This window comes from Pseudomonas sp. GL-RE-29 (genome assembly GCF_019947275.1).
Classification (GTDB): Bacteria; Pseudomonadota; Gammaproteobacteria; order Pseudomonadales; family Pseudomonadaceae; genus Aquipseudomonas; species Aquipseudomonas fluorescens_A.
Genome location: NZ_JAGYGD010000017.1, coordinates 89,466 through 105,329, shown reverse-complemented (window position 1 = coordinate 105,329; position 15,864 = coordinate 89,466). Strand labels below are relative to the sequence as shown.

Sequence of the window (15,864 nt, the reverse complement as noted above, 5' to 3'; positions counted from 1 at the left end):
TTGCGGGGGCGTCGCGAGAAGTCACATGCTCATCGGTAGTTATTCCCCCACGCTGGTTATCATCTCGCTCTGTGTGGCGATTCTTGCTTCCTACACCGCACTCGACCTGACCGGGCGCATCGCCACGGCCAAGGGCAGAGCCGTGCATTTCTGGACGGCGGGTGGCGCTTTTGCCATGGGCATCGGTGTCTGGTCGATGCACTTCATCGGCATGCTTGCGTTCAAATTGCCGATCGATCTCGGCTACGACGTCTCCATTACCCTGCTGTCGTTGTTGATCGGCATCCTGTCCTGCGGCTTCGCGCTGTGGTTGGTCAGTCAGCCACAATTACCGGCCTGGCAACTGGGGTTCGGTGCGCTGGTGATGGGCGCGGGCATCAGTGGAATGCACTACACCGGCATGGCGGCCATGCGCATGCAGCCGGGCATCGATTACGACCCGACGCTGTTCGGCACCTCTTTGCTGATTGCGGTCGGCGCGTCCGGCGCCGCGTTGTGGATCGCCTTCCACCTGCGACAGCATGCGCCTTATGTGCGCCTGATTCGTGCTGGCGCGGCAGTGATCATGGGCATTGCCATCGTCGGCATGCACTACACCGGCATGGCGGCTGCACGTTTCGCCGACGGCAGTTTCTGCGGCGCGTCAGTCAACGGTCTGAACGGAAGTGGCCTGGACAACCTCGTGCTGATCACCACCCTGGCGGTGTTGAGCATTGCCTTGCTGACTTCGATCCTCGATGCGCGCCTGGAGGCCCGCACCGCCGGCCTTGCCCAGTCGTTGACCGAAGCCAACCGCGAACTGACCCAACTGGCGTTGCACGACACCCTGACCGGTCTGCCAAACCGGATATTGCTGGCCGATCGTATCGACCAGGCGATGTCCCGGGTCGACGGTGAGGGCGGGTGTTTTGCGTTGATGTTCATCGATCTGGATGGCTTCAAGCCGGTCAATGACGCATTCGGTCATCACATGGGCGATCAGCTGTTGCGCGAAGTCAGCCTGCGACTGCGCGAGGATTTGCGCACCCAGGACACGCTGGCCCGCATCGGTGGCGATGAATTCGTGCTGCTGGTGCAACTGAGTGAGCCGAACGACGCCATGGCGCTGGCCGCTCGACAGGTCGGGCTGATCGCGCGCTCGTTCCGGGTTGCCGACCATGATTTGCAGATCTCCGCCAGCGTCGGCATTGCGCTCTATCCCGGAAACGGCGCGACCGCCCACGAACTGCTGATGAACGCCGACGCGGCGATGTACCACGCCAAAGGTGCGGGCAAAAACGGCTACAGCTTTTTCGATGCCTCGATGAACAGCAACGCGCGTAAACAACTGCAACTGCTGCAGGACCTGCGCCATGCCCTGGAACATGACGAATTCAGCCTGTATTACCAGCCTAAATTCGACGCCAATAATGGCCGGCCCGTCGGCGCCGAGGCGTTGCTGCGCTGGGAGCACCCGACCCAGGGCATGCTGCTGCCGGACAAGTTTATCGAGATCGCGGAGAAGACCGGGCTGATCATTCCAATCGGGGAGTGGGTGCTCAACGAAGCCTGTCGGCAAATGCGCGAGTGGTACGTGCTCGGTTATACCGATTGGCGTATCGCGGTCAATCTTTCGGCCTTGCAGTTCTGCCATGCAGGGCTTGTGCAGAGCGTCGCCAAGGCGCTGGCCACGCACCGTTTGCCGGCCAACAGCCTGACCCTGGAAATCACTGAAACCACGGCGATGAGCGATGCCGACGCGAGCATGACAGTGTTGCAAGAGTTATCGGATATGGGCGTCGATTTGTCCATCGATGACTTTGGTACTGGCTACTCGAGTTTGATGTACCTCAAGCGCCTGCCGGCCAACGAACTGAAAATCGACCGCGGCTTCGTGCGCGATCTGGAGCGTGACAGCGATGACGCGGCTATCGTTTCGGCCATCGTTGCGCTCGGCCAGGCACTGGGTCTGCGGATCGTCGCCGAAGGCGTTGAAACGGGCTCGCAGCAAGACTTCCTGACCCAACTCGGGTGCGACTCGTTGCAGGGCTATCTGCTGGGTCACCCGTTGCCGGCCGAACGTTTCATGGTGGAAATTCACCGTTCGGAGCAATTGGCGCTGGCTTGATCTGTGGCGAGGGAGCTTGCTCCCGCTGGGCTGCGAAGCAGCCCCCCGACAATTCTTCAGTCCCACCGAGTAACCTGATGTTGCGACTGCTGTGCAGTCGAGCGGGAGCAAGCTCCCTCGCCACAGTGTCCCACCACAGTTTCATGCAAAATCCGAAAATGACGGTTATTCTTGCCCCCGACTGCTTACGCTTTAAACGGGGAAAGCTTGCATGGACAAAGTCATCGTCATCACCGGCGGAAGTCGCGGCATAGGCGCCGCCACAGCCCTGTTGGCCGCAAAACAAGGCTATCGGATCTGCATCAACTACCTGGCCGATGAACAGGCCGCGCAAAGCGTGCTGGAGCAAGTCCGCGCCCTCGGTGCCCAGGCCATTGCCGTGCGTGCCGACGTCAGCATTGAAGACGAAGTGATCGCGCTGTTCCAGCGGGTCGACACCGAGCTGGGCCGGGTCACCGCATTGGTGAATAACGCCGGCACCGTGGGGCAAAAGTCGCGGGTCGACGAAATGTCCGAGTTCCGCATTCTCAAGATCCTCAAGACCAACGTGCTGGCGCCCGTTCTGTGCGCCAAGCACGCGATCCTGCGCATGTCGCCCAAACATGGCGGGCAGGGCGGCAGCATCGTTAACGTCTCTTCCGTCGCTGCTCGGCTGGGCGCGCCCAATGAGTACGTCGACTACGCCGCTTCCAAAGGCGCGCTCGACACCTTCACCATCGGTCTGTCCAAGGAAGTGGCCGGAGAGGGTATTCGCGTCAATGCTGTGCGTCCGGGCTACATCTACACCGATTTCCATGCGCTGAGCGGTGATCCGGATCGGGTCAGCAAGCTTGAGTCGGCGATTCCGATGGCGCGAGGCGGGCGACCGGATGAAGTGGCGGAGGCGATTGTCTGGTTGCTGTCGGACAAAGCGTCGTATGCGACGGGGACTTTTGTCGATTTGGGTGGTGGCCGGTAAATATCAAGATCAAAAGACCGCAGCCTCATCCCACGGGCTGCCATAGTTCAACCGAATACAATTCCTGAACCGCTGCGCTGGCGAAAATATCGGCCCCGGCGCAATGCTGATGCCCTGCGCCAATGCCATCTGAAACAACTTCAGCGAGTCCATCTGCGCCGGCAATTCCAGCCACAAAAAGTACCCGCCGGCTGGCTGGCTGACGCGGGTCTCTGCGGGGAAGTACCGGGCAATGGCCGCCAACATCGCGCTCTGCTGTTCTTCCAGCGCATAACGCAATTTGCGCAGGTGTCGGTCATAACCGCCGTGTTGCAGGTAGTCGGCGATGGCGGCCTGGGCCGGCATCGATGCGCACAGGGAGGTCATGAGCTTCAGCCGTTCGATTTTCTGCGCATAGCGCCCGGCGGCGACCCAGCCGATTCGATACCCGGGCGCGAGGCTCTTGGCGAACGAACCGCAGTGCATCACCAGCCCTTCGGTGTCAAACGCCTTGGCCGGTTTGGGCGCCTGTTGGCCGTAATACAACTCGGCATAGACGTCGTCTTCGATCAACGGCACTTGGTGGCTACGCAGTAGCTCGACCAATTCCTGTTTCTTCGCCTCGGGCATGGTCGCGCCCATGGGGTTCTGGAAACTGGTCATGCACCAGCACACCTTGATCGGGTGACGATCCAGGGTTTGCGCCAGCACGCCGAGGTCGATGCCATCGCGGGGGTGCACGGGGATTTCCACGGCTTTGAGTTTCAGTCGTTCGAGGATTTGCAGGCAGGCGTAGAACGCCGGGGCTTCGATGGCCACCAGGTCACCGGGTTCGGTGACCGCTTGCAGGCAAAGGTTCAACGCTTCGAGGGCGCCGTTGGTGATGAGCAGTTCTTCCATCGGCAGCATCAGGCCGCCGACCATGTAGCGCAGGGCGATCTGCCGCCGCAGTTGCGGGTTGCCCGGCGACATGTCGGTGACGACCATGCGCGGATCCATCTCGCGGCTGGCACTGGCCAGCGAGCGCGACAGGCGTTGCAGCGGAAACAGGGTAGGGCTGGGAAATGCCGAGCCGAATGGCACGGTGTTCGGGTCCTTGATCGAGTCGAGGACCGAGAACACCAATTCGCTGACGTCGACTTCGGTGGATTCGTTGACCTGGCTGCTGATCACCGGTTCACAGAACGGGCGCGGTGCATGGGCGTTGACGAAATAGCCGGAACGCGGGCGGGCGCGGATCAGGCCACGGCGTTCGAGCAGGTAATAAGCCTGGAATACGGTGGACGGGCTGACGCCGTAGGTCTGGCTGGCGTAGCGCACCGAAGGCACGCGCTGGCCAGGGCCGAGGACGCCGGAGCGGATCAGTTCAGCGATGTCGTCGGCGAATTTTTCGTAGCGTTTCATCGGGATCCCGCAATTGAATCGAATACTGTGGCGAGGGAGCTTGCTCCCGCTCGGCTGCGCAGCAGTCGCCAATTTATTAGGGGCGCTTCGCACCCCAGCGGGAGCAAGCTCCCTCGCCACAACGGTTTGCATCTTAATGGCTCAACGATTCATCGGCGCCACAAACCGGCTCGCCGCTTCGCTATAAATGCCGGGTTCATCGCTGTCGACGATTCTGAAACTGATGCTCTGCGAACTACTGCTCGGCCTTTCCGTGGTCATCGCCACCGACACCGGCACGTCGACAATCTCGCCGGGCGCCAGGCTCAATTCGGTCTTGCCCTGCAACTGGAAGCCATCGCCATCGACCAACGTCAGACGGTAGTCCTGACGCTGCTGAGTTTTGTTGATGACCTTCAGGCTGTAGATGTTTTCGATCTGCCCCTGACTGTTCTCGCGGAACAGGCCACGGTCCTTGCTCACGTCCAGCGACACCATCGGCCGCTCGACCAACGCCAGCACCAGGGCCGCGATCATCATCAATAGCACGGCGGTGTAACCAATCAATCGTGGGCGTAACAGGTGAGTCTTGCCACCCTGCAACTGGTGCTCCGAGGTATAGCTGATCAGCCCGCGAGCGTAACCCATCTTGTCCATGATCGAATCACAGGCGTCGATGCACGCGGCGCAACCGATGCATTCCATCTGCAAACCGTCGCGGATGTCGATGCCGGTCGGGCAGACCTGCACGCAGAGCTGACAGTCGATGCAGTCACCGAGGCCCACCTCCGCCGGTTTGACCTCACGCTTGCGCGGGCCACGGTTCTCGCCACGGGCGACGTCGTAGGAAATGGTCAGGGTGTCCTTGTCGAACATCACGCTCTGGAACCGCGCGTACGGGCACATGTGCATGCACACGGCTTCACGCAGCCAACCGGCGTTGATGTAAGTGGCCCCGGTAAAGAACAGCACCCAGAACAGACTGATGCCGCTCATTTGCAAGGTCAGCAGTTCTTCGGCCAACGGGCGGATCGGTGTGAAGTAGCCGACGAAGGTCAGGCCGGTCAGCAGGCTGATGGCCAGCCACAAGGTGTGTTTGGCCGAGCGGCGCATCAACTTGTTCAAGCCCCAGGGTGCGGCTTGAAGCTTGATCCGCTGATTGCGTTCGCCTTCTGTGATTTTTTCGCACCACATGAAGATCCAGGTCCAGGAGCTCTGCGGGCAGGTGTAGCCGCACCAGACCCGCCCCGCAAACACGGTGATCGCAAACAGGCCGAACGCAGCGATGATCAGCAACGCCGAGAGCAGGATGAAATCCTGTGGCCAGAAGGTCGCGCCGAAGATGTGGAATTTACTTTCGGAAAGATCCCAGAGCACGGCCTGGCGGCCGCCCCAGTTCAACCACACCGTGCCGAAGAACAACAAAAACAGCACGCCTGCGCCGCTGATGCGCAGGGTGCGGAACAGGCCGGTGAAACTGCGGGTGTGGATCAGGTTGTCGCTGGTTTTGACCTTCATCTTCGGGCGTGAAGGTTCGAATGTTTCTACGGTTCGGACGGGGATTCTTTCGCTCATGGTCTTTCGCTCATCAGCCTCCATCAGGCAGGAGCACTATGAGCGGCGATCTGTTTGCATAACAGACTCAGGTATTGCAATAAAAACCGGATCAGATGGGGTGCAAGCCCCGGCCTGCGACAAGTTGAAGCACCTGTCGCGGTGGGACGCGGGCAGCTATATCAGGCGCCTGCGGGTGCTCTTGATGCGGATCAGTCAAATCACCGAATCACTGTCCGTCGCCTTCAAATGCCGGCGACCGTCAACCGCGCCTGCTACGGTTAATGCGTCGGCTTCTGCTTCGGTGATGTAGATATGCTGGCCGTTGATATCCACCGCGGACATGGCCTTGGCCGAGTCAGTGACGATGGTGACGTCAGGGCACAGGCGAATCTCTTCGCCGTTTTCAGTGGTGAAGAAGCAGGTTTGGTTTTCGATGCGCACGGTCATGGCGAGGTCCTTTTTTCATCGGGTACTGAAGCGTTAGGTCGCCAGCAATCGCTATCGTTCTGTGCAACCGATTAATGGTCGCTGCGGTCCATCCTCCATGGCTCTTCTCAAGGACAACTGCATGAACGCCTGGTGGCATGAAGTCTGGGTAACCCTGCAAGCGGAATTCGCCGACATCGGCGACGCAGCACAATTGACCCGCATCACCGTGCGCCTGCTGATGGCGGCACTGCTGGGCGGAATTCTCGGCTTCGAGCGCGAGCACAAGGGCAAGGCAGCGGGCGTACGTACGCACATGCTGGTAGCCCTCGGCGCGGCGCTGTTTGTGCTGGTGCCACAGATGTCCGGTTCCCAGGCCGATGCGATGAGCCGGGTGGTGCAGGGCGTGATCGCCGGCATCGGCTTCCTCGGCGCCGGCACCATCCTGAAAAACCAGGAAGGTGACGAAGGCCACGTCAAAGGCCTGACCACCGCCGCCGGTTTATGGATGACCGCCGCCATCGGCGTCTCGGCCGGGTTGGGCCGCGAAGCCACGGCCGTGGTCAGCACACTGTTGGCGCTGGCAATCCTCGGCGTAATGCCAAGAATCGTAAAACTCATCGATAAAGACAAAGACCCAATGTAGGAGCTGCCGAAGGCTGCGATCTTTTGATCTTGATCTTCGGCCATTCAAAGCAAAGCAAGATCAAAAGATCGCAGCCTTCGGCAGCTCCTACAGGGATGAGTGCCGGTTATGGATTCACGATTACCAGTGGCAAAGTCGGTGGCGGATCCTGCTCAGGAAACGGTTCCGAATCGTCTTTTTTGCTGTCGGTATTCAAAAGTTCGTTGTGGCTAAAGTCGAAACTTTGATGGAGAAGGCAACTTTCCAGCTCTTTAATGATTGAGCTTCTGGAAGTTGTTTGCGCAAGGCGTTGTTCGGTATGAAAAAAAAGTAGTTGGTAGTTTGAGGTTTTCAAGATGAGGCCAGCCGTCGGTCATTCGTCCAGGGTTGAGCGCTTTTCTCCTGGCGCCCGCACTGTTTGGGAAGCTATCGACGTTGAAAAACAGTGTTTTCATGGCTGGCCACGCTCACGGCTATAGGGACATGGCTATCTAAACGCAAGGGAGGAGTTTTCGTAAGGGGCCGACCCATTGGAAACCCTACTACAGGATCGGGACTACACGCTTTTGGGAGGGGTCTTTCATTTCTTTAATGGATCGTTTCCACGAGGAGCGTGGAAACGATCATCAGCAGCCGTCTATTGTCATCACTCCGGATTCACAATCACCGGCGGCATCGTCGTCGGCGGTTCTTCCCTCGGCGGTGGGTTGGTGCCTGGCGGCTCTTCTTCGGGCACCGGTTGCGGATCGGTGGGTGGGATCACCGGGTCGTCGATGTTCGGGTCGGGTGTTGCGGCGGGGAAAGGATTGGTCATCGGTCTAACCTCCAGTGGCACATGGCGTGAGTCGTGCTTAAGTTGGTTGACCACCGTGTGAAGGATTTGATTCCAGCCAATTGCCTATGAACTTTTGCCGGTGCCAGCCGCTCGGAACCTAAGTGAGTTCATTCGGCGCGGGGCTTCCGGTGCCGACGACAACCAGACACAAGAGCGTCCATGGGGCGTAAAGGAGTGATGCTCGATGACTGCTGAAAAACCGACTGAGTTGAGCTACAACCCGCACATGCCGCTGTCGCAGGCGCTTCTGTTGCCACGAATCGCGATCGAAAACACCATGCCGACGCTCGAAGGCGGGCAGTTCGCGGTCAAGGCTGTGGTGGGGCAGGACGTGGTGGTGACCAGCAAGGTGTTTGCCGATGGTCACGACAAGCTCGCCGTTCGCGTACGTTGGCGCATCGAGGGCGATGAGGTCTGGCATAGCGAAGTCCTGACCGATCTGGGCAATAACGGCTGGCAAGGCCAGTTCCGTGTGGAAGATCAGGGCCGCTATGTCTTCTGTATCGAAGCCTGGATCGATCAGTTCGCCAGTTTCCGCTACGAACTGGAGAAAAAGCACACCGCCGGCGTTCCTGTCAGCCTTGAGTTGCAAGAAGGTCGTCTGTACGTCCAGCAAGCTGCCGAACGTGCCGAAGGGCAACTGAGCGAACAACTGGCCGCGTTGCACCACGAATTGTCCGGGCTGCTCGAAACCGAGCAGGTGGCGCTGTTTCTGCACCAGCGTAGCGCCGAACTGATGGCCCAGGCGGATCATCGCGCTTACCTGAGCCTGAGCCCCGAGTACCCGGTGGATGTCGAGCGCGAGCTGGCGCAGTTCGCCAGTTGGTATGAATTGTTTCCGCGCTCGATCACCGACGATCCGGCGCGCCACGGTACATTCAATGACGTGCACTCGCGTCTGCCGATGATTCAGGACATGGGCTTCGACGTCCTTTACTTCCCACCGATTCACCCGATCGGCCGCAGCTACCGCAAAGGCCCGAACAATTCGCTGACTGCCGGGCCGGACGATCCCGGCAGCCCTTATGCCATCGGCAGCGAAGAGGGCGGCCACGAGGCGATTCATTCCGAACTGGGCACCCGCGAAGACTTCCGCCGACTGGTGGCGGCAGCAGCCGATTACGGACTGGAAATCGCCCTCGACTTCGCCATTCAGTGTTCCCAGGATCATCCGTGGCTGCAGCAGCATCCCGGCTGGTTCAACTGGCGCCCGGACGGCACGATCAAATATGCGGAAAATCCGCCGAAAAAATACCAGGACATCGTCAACGTCGACTTCTATGCCGCGGACGCGATTCCCAGTCTCTGGGTTGAGTTGCGCGACATTGTGGTCGGCTGGGTCGAGGAGGGCGTGAAGATCTTTCGCGTCGACAACCCGCACACCAAGCCGCTGCCGTTCTGGCAATGGCTGATCGCCGATGTGCGGGCGCTGTACCCCGAGGTGATTTTCCTCGCCGAAGCGTTCACCACCCCGGCGATGATGGCGCGATTGGGCAAGGTCGGTTACTCCCAGAGCTACACCTACTTTACCTGGCGCAACACCAAACAAGAGTTGGCTACCTATTTCACTGAACTCAATGAATCGCCGTGGCGCGAATGCTATCGGCCGAATTTCTTCGTCAATACGCCGGACATCAACCCGGCGTTCCTGCATGAGTCTGGACGGGCCGGGTTTCTCATCCGCGCGGCGCTGGCGACCATGGGTTCGGGCCTGTGGGGCATGTATTCCGGTTTTGAACTGTGTGAAGCGGCGCCGGTGCCGGGCAAGGAGGAGTACCTCAATTCCGAGAAGTACGAGATCCGCCCACGGGACTTCACCGCACCGGGCAACATCATTGCCGAAATCGCCCAGCTCAATCGCATCCGCCGGCAGAACCCGGCGCTGCATACGCACCTGGGCCTGAAGGTCTACAACGCCTGGAATGACAACATTCTGTATTTCGGCAAGCGCAGCGCCGATGGCAGCAACTTCATTCTGGTGGCGGTGAGTCTTGATCCGCATCACCCGCAGGAGGCGAATTTCGAATTGCCGCTGTGGGAAATGGGCTTGTCCGACGATGCCAGTACCCAGGGCGAAGACTTGATGAACGGCCATCGCTGGACCTGGCACGGCAAATACCAATTCATGCGGATCGACCCGGCCCAGCATCCGTTCGGGATTTGGCGGATTACCTCATCTTGAATTCACTACCAACCCTGTGGCGAGGGAGCTTGCTCCCGCTGGGTCGCGAAGCGGCCCCATTTTCTTCAGGAACATGCGATTGACCGGTTTTTGCGACTGCTTCGCAGCCGAGCGGGAGCAAGCTCCCTCGCCACGGGTAATAACCCGTTTTTAGATCGGTGATCGGCTCAGCGGATATTCGAATTCATCAGGAGTTTCAAATGGCGAAGAAACCCAAGGCAGCCACATTCATCAAAGACCCGCTCTGGTACAAGGACGCGGTGATCTATCAAGTTCACGTCAAATCGTATTTCGACTCCAACAACGACGGCATCGGCGACTTTCCCGGCCTGATCGCCAAACTCGATTACATCGCCGACCTCGGCGTCAACACCATCTGGCTCTTGCCGTTCTACCCCTCGCCACGTCGCGACGACGGTTATGACATCGCCGAATACCGTGGCGTGCACAGCGACTACGGCACCATGGCCGACGCCAAACGTTTCATCGCCGAGGCGCACAAACGCGGCTTGCGGGTAATCACCGAACTGGTCATCAACCACACCTCCGACCAGCACGCCTGGTTCCAGCGCGCACGCAAAGCCAAGAAAGGTTCGGCGGCGCGGGATTTCTACGTGTGGTCCGATGACGATCAAAAGTACGATGGCACGCGCATCATTTTTCTCGACACCGAAAAGTCCAACTGGACCTGGGACCCGGTCGCCGGCCAGTACTTCTGGCACCGGTTCTATTCGCACCAGCCGGACCTGAACTTCGATAACCCGCAGGTCATGAAAGCCGTGCTGTCGGTAATGCGTTACTGGCTGGACATGGGCATCGACGGTTTGCGCCTCGACGCGATCCCGTACCTGATCGAGCGCGACGGCACCAACAACGAAAACCTGCCCGAGACCCACGACGTCCTCAAGCAGATCCGCGCCGAAATCGACGCCAATTACCCTGACCGCATGCTCCTGGCCGAAGCCAACCAATGGCCGGAAGACACCCAGCTGTATTTCGGCGACACCGACAAAAAAGGCCTGAACGGCGACGAATGCCACATGGCGTTCCACTTCCCGTTGATGCCGCGTATGTACATGGCGCTGGCCCAGGAAGACCGCTTTCCGATCACCGACATCCTGCGCCAGACCCCGGAAATCCCGGCCAATTGCCAATGGGCGATTTTCCTGCGCAATCACGATGAACTGACGCTGGAGATGGTCACCGACAAGGAGCGCGACTACCTGTGGAATTACTACGCGGCCGACCGTCGGGCGCGGATCAACCTGGGGATTCGCCGCCGTCTGGCGCCGTTGATGGAGCGCGACCGTCGGCGCGTGGAGTTGCTCAACAGTCTGTTGCTGTCGATGCCCGGTACGCCGACCTTGTACTACGGCGATGAAATCGGCATGGGCGACAACATCTACCTCGGCGACCGCGACGGCGTGCGCACGCCGATGCAATGGTCCATCGACCGGAATGGCGGCTTCTCCCGCGCCGATCCGGCCAGCCTGGTGTTGCCGCCGATCATGGACCCGCAATACGGCTACCTGTCGGTCAACGTCGAAACCCAGGCCGGCGACCCGCATTCGTTGCTGAACTGGACCCGGCGCATGCTCGCCGTGCGCAAGCAATCCAAGGCGTTCGGGCGCGGCACGCTGAAAATGCTCTCGCCGACCAACCGCAGGATCCTGGCCTACACCCGGGAATTCACCGGGGCGGACGGCAAGCACGAAATCATACTGTGTGTGGCCAACGTGTCGCGCAGTGCGCAAGCGGCGGAACTGGACCTGTCGGCCTACGTCGGCATGGTGCCGGTGGAGATGCTCGGCGGTAACGCTTTCCCGCCTATCGGCCAGCTGAATTTCCTCCTGACCTTGGCGCCCTACGGTTTCTATTGGTTCGTGCTGGCGGCGGAAAACCAGATGCCGAGTTGGCACGTGGAACCGGCGCAAAGCCTGCCGGACTTCACCACGCTGGTACTGAAAAAACGCATGGAGGAATTGCTGGAAGCGCCATCGCGCAACACCCTGGAACAGGAAATTTTGCCGAGCTGGCTGCAGAACCGTCGCTGGTTCGCCGGCAAGGACGCGGCCATCGACCAGGTCAACCTGGCCTACGGCGTGCGTTTTGGTGATGCGCTGCATCCAGTGTTGTTGAGTGAAATCGAAGTCACCAGCGGCGATCAGACCAGTCGTTATCAACTGCCGTTCGGCTTCATTGCCGAGGATCAGGTCGGTACGCCATTGCCGCAGCAACTGGCGTTGTCACGAGTGCGTCGCGGGCCGCAGGTCGGTTTGATCACCGATGCGTTCAGTCTGGAAAACTTCATTCGCACCGTGTTGCAGGGCATGCAGGACAATCTGGTGTTGCCTTCGGACGGTGGCGAGATCCGTTTCGAACCCACTGCCGAGCTGGAGAAACTGGGCCTGACGGCTGAGTCGGAAGTGCGCTATCTGTCCGCCGAGCAATCCAACAGCTCGGTGGTGATTGGCAACAGCCTGGTGCTGAAGCTGATTCGCAAAGTCGCGTCCGGCGTCCACCCGGAACTGGAGATGAGCGCCTACCTGACCGGCGCCGATTTCCGCAACATCTCGCCGCTGCTGGGCTCGGTCGTACGCCGGGACAGCAAGGGCGAAGACAACTTGCTGATGATCGCCCAAGGCTACTTGAGCAATCAGGGCGATGCCTGGGAATGGACCCAGAACAACCTGGAACGGGCGCTGCGCGACGAGTTGGCGGATGCCATGTCCGAGCAGGAGCAACACTACAACGCGCTCGGCGAGTTGAAAGATTTCGCCGGCATGCTGGGTCAGCGTCTGGGGGAAATGCATCAAGTGCTGGCGGCGCCGAGCGACAACCCGGACTTCGCTCCGCAGGTCACCACGCAAAAAGATGCGCTGGCCTCGGCCAAGGACGTTTCGGCGCAAATCGAGCATGCGCTGAAGTTGCTCAAGCAGCATCAAAACGAACTGCACCCGGCGGACAAAACCCTGGTCAGTCGTTTGCTGGACAACAAAAAAGCCATCCTCACGCATGTGCAAACCCTGGGCAAACAAACCGCCGGCGGCTTGCGCATCCGGGTACATGGCGACTTGCACCTGGGCCAGGTATTGGTGATCAAGGGCGATGCCTACCTGATCGACTTCGAAGGCGAACCGGCACGACCGCTGCACGAGCGCCGTGGCAAACACAGTCCGTATAAAGATGTGAGCGGCGTTTTGCGATCTTTCGACTACGCTGCGGCCATGGCCATTAACGTGCACAACGTTGATAACACAGCAGAAGCACGGGCGGCCCGGCAACGGGTTTCCGATCGCTACCTGAGCGAAGCTCGACAAGCATTTGTCGACGCTTATCGGCTGGCGGCAGCTAGTCTTGGTCATGCATGGCAAGATCCGGAAGGCGAAGACGCCGCACTGGCGTTGTTCGGCCTGGAGAAGGCAGCGTACGAAGTGGCCTATGAGGCAGAGAATCGCCCCACCTGGCTGTCCGTGCCCTTGCACGGTTTGTACGGGTTATTGAATGGGCTCAAACCCTTTTCCGATCTTGGTGGAGAGTAGTCATGAGTTTCTCGAACAAGGAAACGGGTCAGCATCACAAAGAAGCGCTGCTACCCAGGGCGCGGGATATTGATGCGCTGGTACGCGCCGAGCATCACGACCCCTTTGCAATACTCGGTCCCCATGGCGATGGCGCCGGTGGGCAGTTCATTCGGGCTTATCTGCCGGACGCGTTGAGCGTGCAGGTGGTGGCCAGGGATTCCGGAGAAGAACTCGGCAATCTCGAAGCAACGCAGACGCCGGGGCTGTTTGTCGGCCACTTTGACCGGGCGCAGCCGTATGTACTGCGAACCCGCTGGGCCGGTGGCGAGCAGTTTTCCGAAGACCCTTACAGCTTCGGCCCGTTGCTGGGCGAGATGGACTTGTATCTGTTCGCCGAAGGCAATCACCGCGATCTCAGCGCGTGCCTCGGCGCGCAGTTGAAGACGGTGGACGGTGTCGACGGCGTGCGTTTCGCCGTATGGGCGCCAAACGCCAAACGGGTGTCGGTGGTCGGTGACTTCAACAACTGGGACGGCCGCCGTCATCCGATGCGCCTGCGTCATCCCACCGGGGTCTGGGAATTGTTCATCCCGCGCATGCAGGCGGGGGAGGCGTATAAATACGAAATCCTCGGTGCCCACGGCATTCTGCCGCTCAAGGCCGACCCGATGGCATTGGCCACCTCGTTGCCGCCGGACACCGCATCGAAGGTTGCACCGCCGCTGAATATCGACTGGCAAGACCAGGAATGGATGCAGGCCCGGGGCGAACGGCAGCGTCCGACCGCGCCGCTGTCGATCTACGAACTGCACGCCGGTTCGTGGCAATGTGAACTGGACGACTTGGGTGAAGTGGCCCGTCAGTACACGTGGCCCGAACTGGCCGAGCGGCTGATCCCCTATGTGAAAGAACTCGGGTTCACCCACATCGAACTGATGCCGATCATGGAGCACCCGTTCGGAGGTTCGTGGGGTTATCAATTGCTCTCGCAGTTCGCCACCAGCGCCCGCTATGGCAGCGGCGATGAATTTGCAGCCTTCGTCAACGCCTGTCACCAGGCCGATATCGGCGTGATCCTTGACTGGGTGCCGGCGCATTTCCCTACCGACACCCACGGTCTGGCGCAATTCGACGGCACCGCGCTGTACGAATACGGCAACCCGCAGGAAGGTTTCCATCAGGATTGGGACACGCTGATCTACAACCTCGGCCGCACCGAAGTGCACGGCTACATGCTGGCGTCGGCGTTGCACTGGCTCAAGCATTTCCACGTCGACGGCCTGCGCGTGGATGCCGTGGCGTCGATGCTGTACCGCGACTATTCGCGCAAGGCCGGCGAGTGGGTGCCAAACCGCCATGGCGGACGGGAAAACCTCGAAGCCATCGATTTCCTCCGTCACCTCAACGACGTGGTAGCACTGGAAGCGCCCGGCGCGCTGGTGATTGCCGAGGAGTCCACCGCGTGGCCGGGCGTCAGCCAGAGCACGCAACAGGGCGGACTGGGCTTCGCCTATAAATGGAACATGGGTTGGATGCACGATTCGCTGCATTACATCCAGCAAGATCCGATGTACCGCGCCCATCACCACAACGAACTGAGTTTCGGCCTGGTGTACGCCTGGTCCGAACGCTTCATCCTGCCGATCTCCCACGATGAAGTGGTACACGGCAAGCACTCGCTGATCGACAAAATGCCCGGCGATCGCTGGCAGAAATTCGCCAACCTGCGGGCCTACCTGAGCTTCATGTGGACCCATCCGGGCAAGAAGCTGCTGTTCATGGGGTGCGAGTTCGGCCAGTGGCGCGAATGGAATCACGACCAGCAACTGGATTGGTACCTGCTGCAATACTCCGAACATAAAGGCGTGCAGAAACTGGTGGGCGACCTCAATCGCCTATACCGCGAAATACCGTCGCTGCACGAACAAGACGATGTGCCGCAGGGCTTCCAGTGGTTGATCGGCGACGATGCAATCAACAGCGTTTACGCCTGGCTGCGCTGGAGCAAGGAGGGTAAGCCGGTGCTGGTGGTGGCCAACTTCACGCCAGTGCCCCGCGAGGCTTATCGCGTAGGCGTGCCGATCGCCGGGCGCTGGACCGAGTTGCTCAACAGTGATTCGGCGACCTATGCCGGTTCAAACTATGGGAACGGTGGCGGGGCGTTTACCGAAGAAGCGCCGAGCCATGGGCAGGCGTTGTCGCTGGTGCTGAATTTGCCGCCGTTGGCGGTGTTGATATTGAGTCCTGAGGGCTGATTCGAAACCGCGTCGCTGCCATCGCGGGCAAGC

At 60.0% G+C, this 15,864-nt stretch carries 10 protein-coding genes; 6 read left to right on the top strand and 4 right to left on the bottom strand.

Annotation, left to right across the window (positions count from 1 at the left end):
* Positions 1-25: 25 nt before the first annotated feature.
* Both KGB21_RS15895 and KGB21_RS15890 read left to right on the top strand, forming a co-directional pair.
* Positions 26-2,107 (top strand): EAL domain-containing protein, encoded by a 2,082-nt coding sequence (locus KGB21_RS15895; RefSeq protein ID WP_223505689.1) that lies wholly within the window; start codon positions 26-28, stop codon positions 2,105-2,107.
* Between the two features lie 211 nt (positions 2,108-2,318).
* The gene (locus KGB21_RS15890) at positions 2,319-3,065 is read left to right on the top strand and encodes an SDR family oxidoreductase (RefSeq protein WP_034146649.1); all 747 of its coding nucleotides are present in this window, start codon (positions 2,319-2,321) and stop codon (positions 3,063-3,065) included.
* Positions 3,066-3,074: 9 nt separating this feature from the next.
* Here the strand turns inward: KGB21_RS15890 and mapR are convergent, their stop codons facing one another.
* The 3 genes from mapR to KGB21_RS15875 form a co-directional block, all read right to left on the bottom strand.
* The gene (gene mapR, locus KGB21_RS15885) at positions 3,075-4,448 is read right to left on the bottom strand and encodes a GntR family transcriptional regulator MpaR (protein ID WP_223505687.1); all 1,374 of its coding nucleotides are present in this window, start codon (positions 4,446-4,448) and stop codon (positions 3,075-3,077) included.
* Positions 4,449-4,589: 141 nt separating this feature from the next.
* Entirely contained in the window at positions 4,590-6,002 is a 1,413-nt protein-coding gene (gene ccoG, locus KGB21_RS15880; protein ID WP_223505685.1) for a cytochrome c oxidase accessory protein CcoG, read from the bottom strand.
* A gap of 195 nt (positions 6,003-6,197) precedes the next feature.
* On the bottom strand, positions 6,198-6,431 hold the full coding sequence (locus KGB21_RS15875; protein WP_223505683.1) for a DUF3203 family protein: 234 nt from the start codon (positions 6,429-6,431) through the stop codon (positions 6,198-6,200).
* 121 nt (positions 6,432-6,552) lie between these two features.
* On the opposite strand from KGB21_RS15875, the gene KGB21_RS15870 reads away from it, so the two are divergent.
* Positions 6,553-7,056 carry an MgtC/SapB family protein gene (locus tag KGB21_RS15870; RefSeq protein ID WP_034146645.1) on the top strand — a complete coding sequence of 168 codons (504 nt, stop codon included), beginning with the start codon at positions 6,553-6,555 and terminating at the stop codon, positions 7,054-7,056.
* 625 nt (positions 7,057-7,681) lie between these two features.
* Here KGB21_RS15870 and KGB21_RS15865 read toward each other — a convergent pair.
* Complete coding sequence (locus KGB21_RS15865; RefSeq protein ID WP_223505681.1) at positions 7,682-7,849, bottom strand: hypothetical protein; 168 nt, start codon at positions 7,847-7,849, stop codon at positions 7,682-7,684.
* A 205-nt stretch (positions 7,850-8,054) separates the two neighbouring features.
* On the opposite strand from KGB21_RS15865, the gene KGB21_RS15860 reads away from it, so the two are divergent.
* From KGB21_RS15860 to glgB, 3 genes are all read left to right on the top strand, one after another.
* Positions 8,055-10,052: an alpha-1,4-glucan--maltose-1-phosphate maltosyltransferase gene (locus KGB21_RS15860; RefSeq protein ID WP_223505679.1), complete on the top strand. Its 1,998-nt coding sequence runs from the start codon at positions 8,055-8,057 to the stop codon at positions 10,050-10,052.
* Positions 10,053-10,252: 200 nt separating this feature from the next.
* Complete coding sequence (gene treS / locus KGB21_RS15855) at positions 10,253-13,594, top strand: maltose alpha-D-glucosyltransferase (RefSeq protein ID WP_223505678.1); 3,342 nt, start codon at positions 10,253-10,255, stop codon at positions 13,592-13,594.
* Between the two features lie 2 nt (positions 13,595-13,596).
* Positions 13,597-15,831: a 1,4-alpha-glucan branching protein GlgB gene (glgB, locus tag KGB21_RS15850; protein ID WP_223505676.1), complete on the top strand. Its 2,235-nt coding sequence runs from the start codon at positions 13,597-13,599 to the stop codon at positions 15,829-15,831.
* Positions 15,832-15,864: the final 33 nt, after the last annotated feature.

Excerpts from the sequence above, each read along its gene's own strand:
- KGB21_RS15895 (WP_223505689.1), top strand. The coding sequence starts at position 26 with ATGCTCATCGGTAGTTATTCCCCCACGCTGGTTATCATCTCGCTCTGT.
- KGB21_RS15890 (WP_034146649.1), top strand. The coding sequence starts at position 2,319 with ATGGACAAAGTCATCGTCATCACCGGCGGAAGTCGCGGCATAGGCGCC.
- mapR (WP_223505687.1), bottom strand. The coding sequence starts at position 4,448 with ATGAAACGCTACGAAAAATTCGCCGACGACATCGCTGAACTGATCCGC.
- ccoG (WP_223505685.1), bottom strand. The coding sequence starts at position 6,002 with ATGAGCGAAAGAATCCCCGTCCGAACCGTAGAAACATTCGAACCTTCA.
- KGB21_RS15875 (WP_223505683.1), bottom strand. The coding sequence starts at position 6,431 with ATGACCGTGCGCATCGAAAACCAAACCTGCTTCTTCACCACTGAAAAC.
- KGB21_RS15870 (WP_034146645.1), top strand. The coding sequence starts at position 6,553 with ATGAACGCCTGGTGGCATGAAGTCTGGGTAACCCTGCAAGCGGAATTC.
- KGB21_RS15865 (WP_223505681.1), bottom strand. The coding sequence starts at position 7,849 with ATGACCAATCCTTTCCCCGCCGCAACACCCGACCCGAACATCGACGAC.
- KGB21_RS15860 (WP_223505679.1), top strand. The coding sequence starts at position 8,055 with ATGACTGCTGAAAAACCGACTGAGTTGAGCTACAACCCGCACATGCCG.
- treS (WP_223505678.1), top strand. The coding sequence starts at position 10,253 with ATGGCGAAGAAACCCAAGGCAGCCACATTCATCAAAGACCCGCTCTGG.
- glgB (WP_223505676.1), top strand. The coding sequence starts at position 13,597 with ATGAGTTTCTCGAACAAGGAAACGGGTCAGCATCACAAAGAAGCGCTG.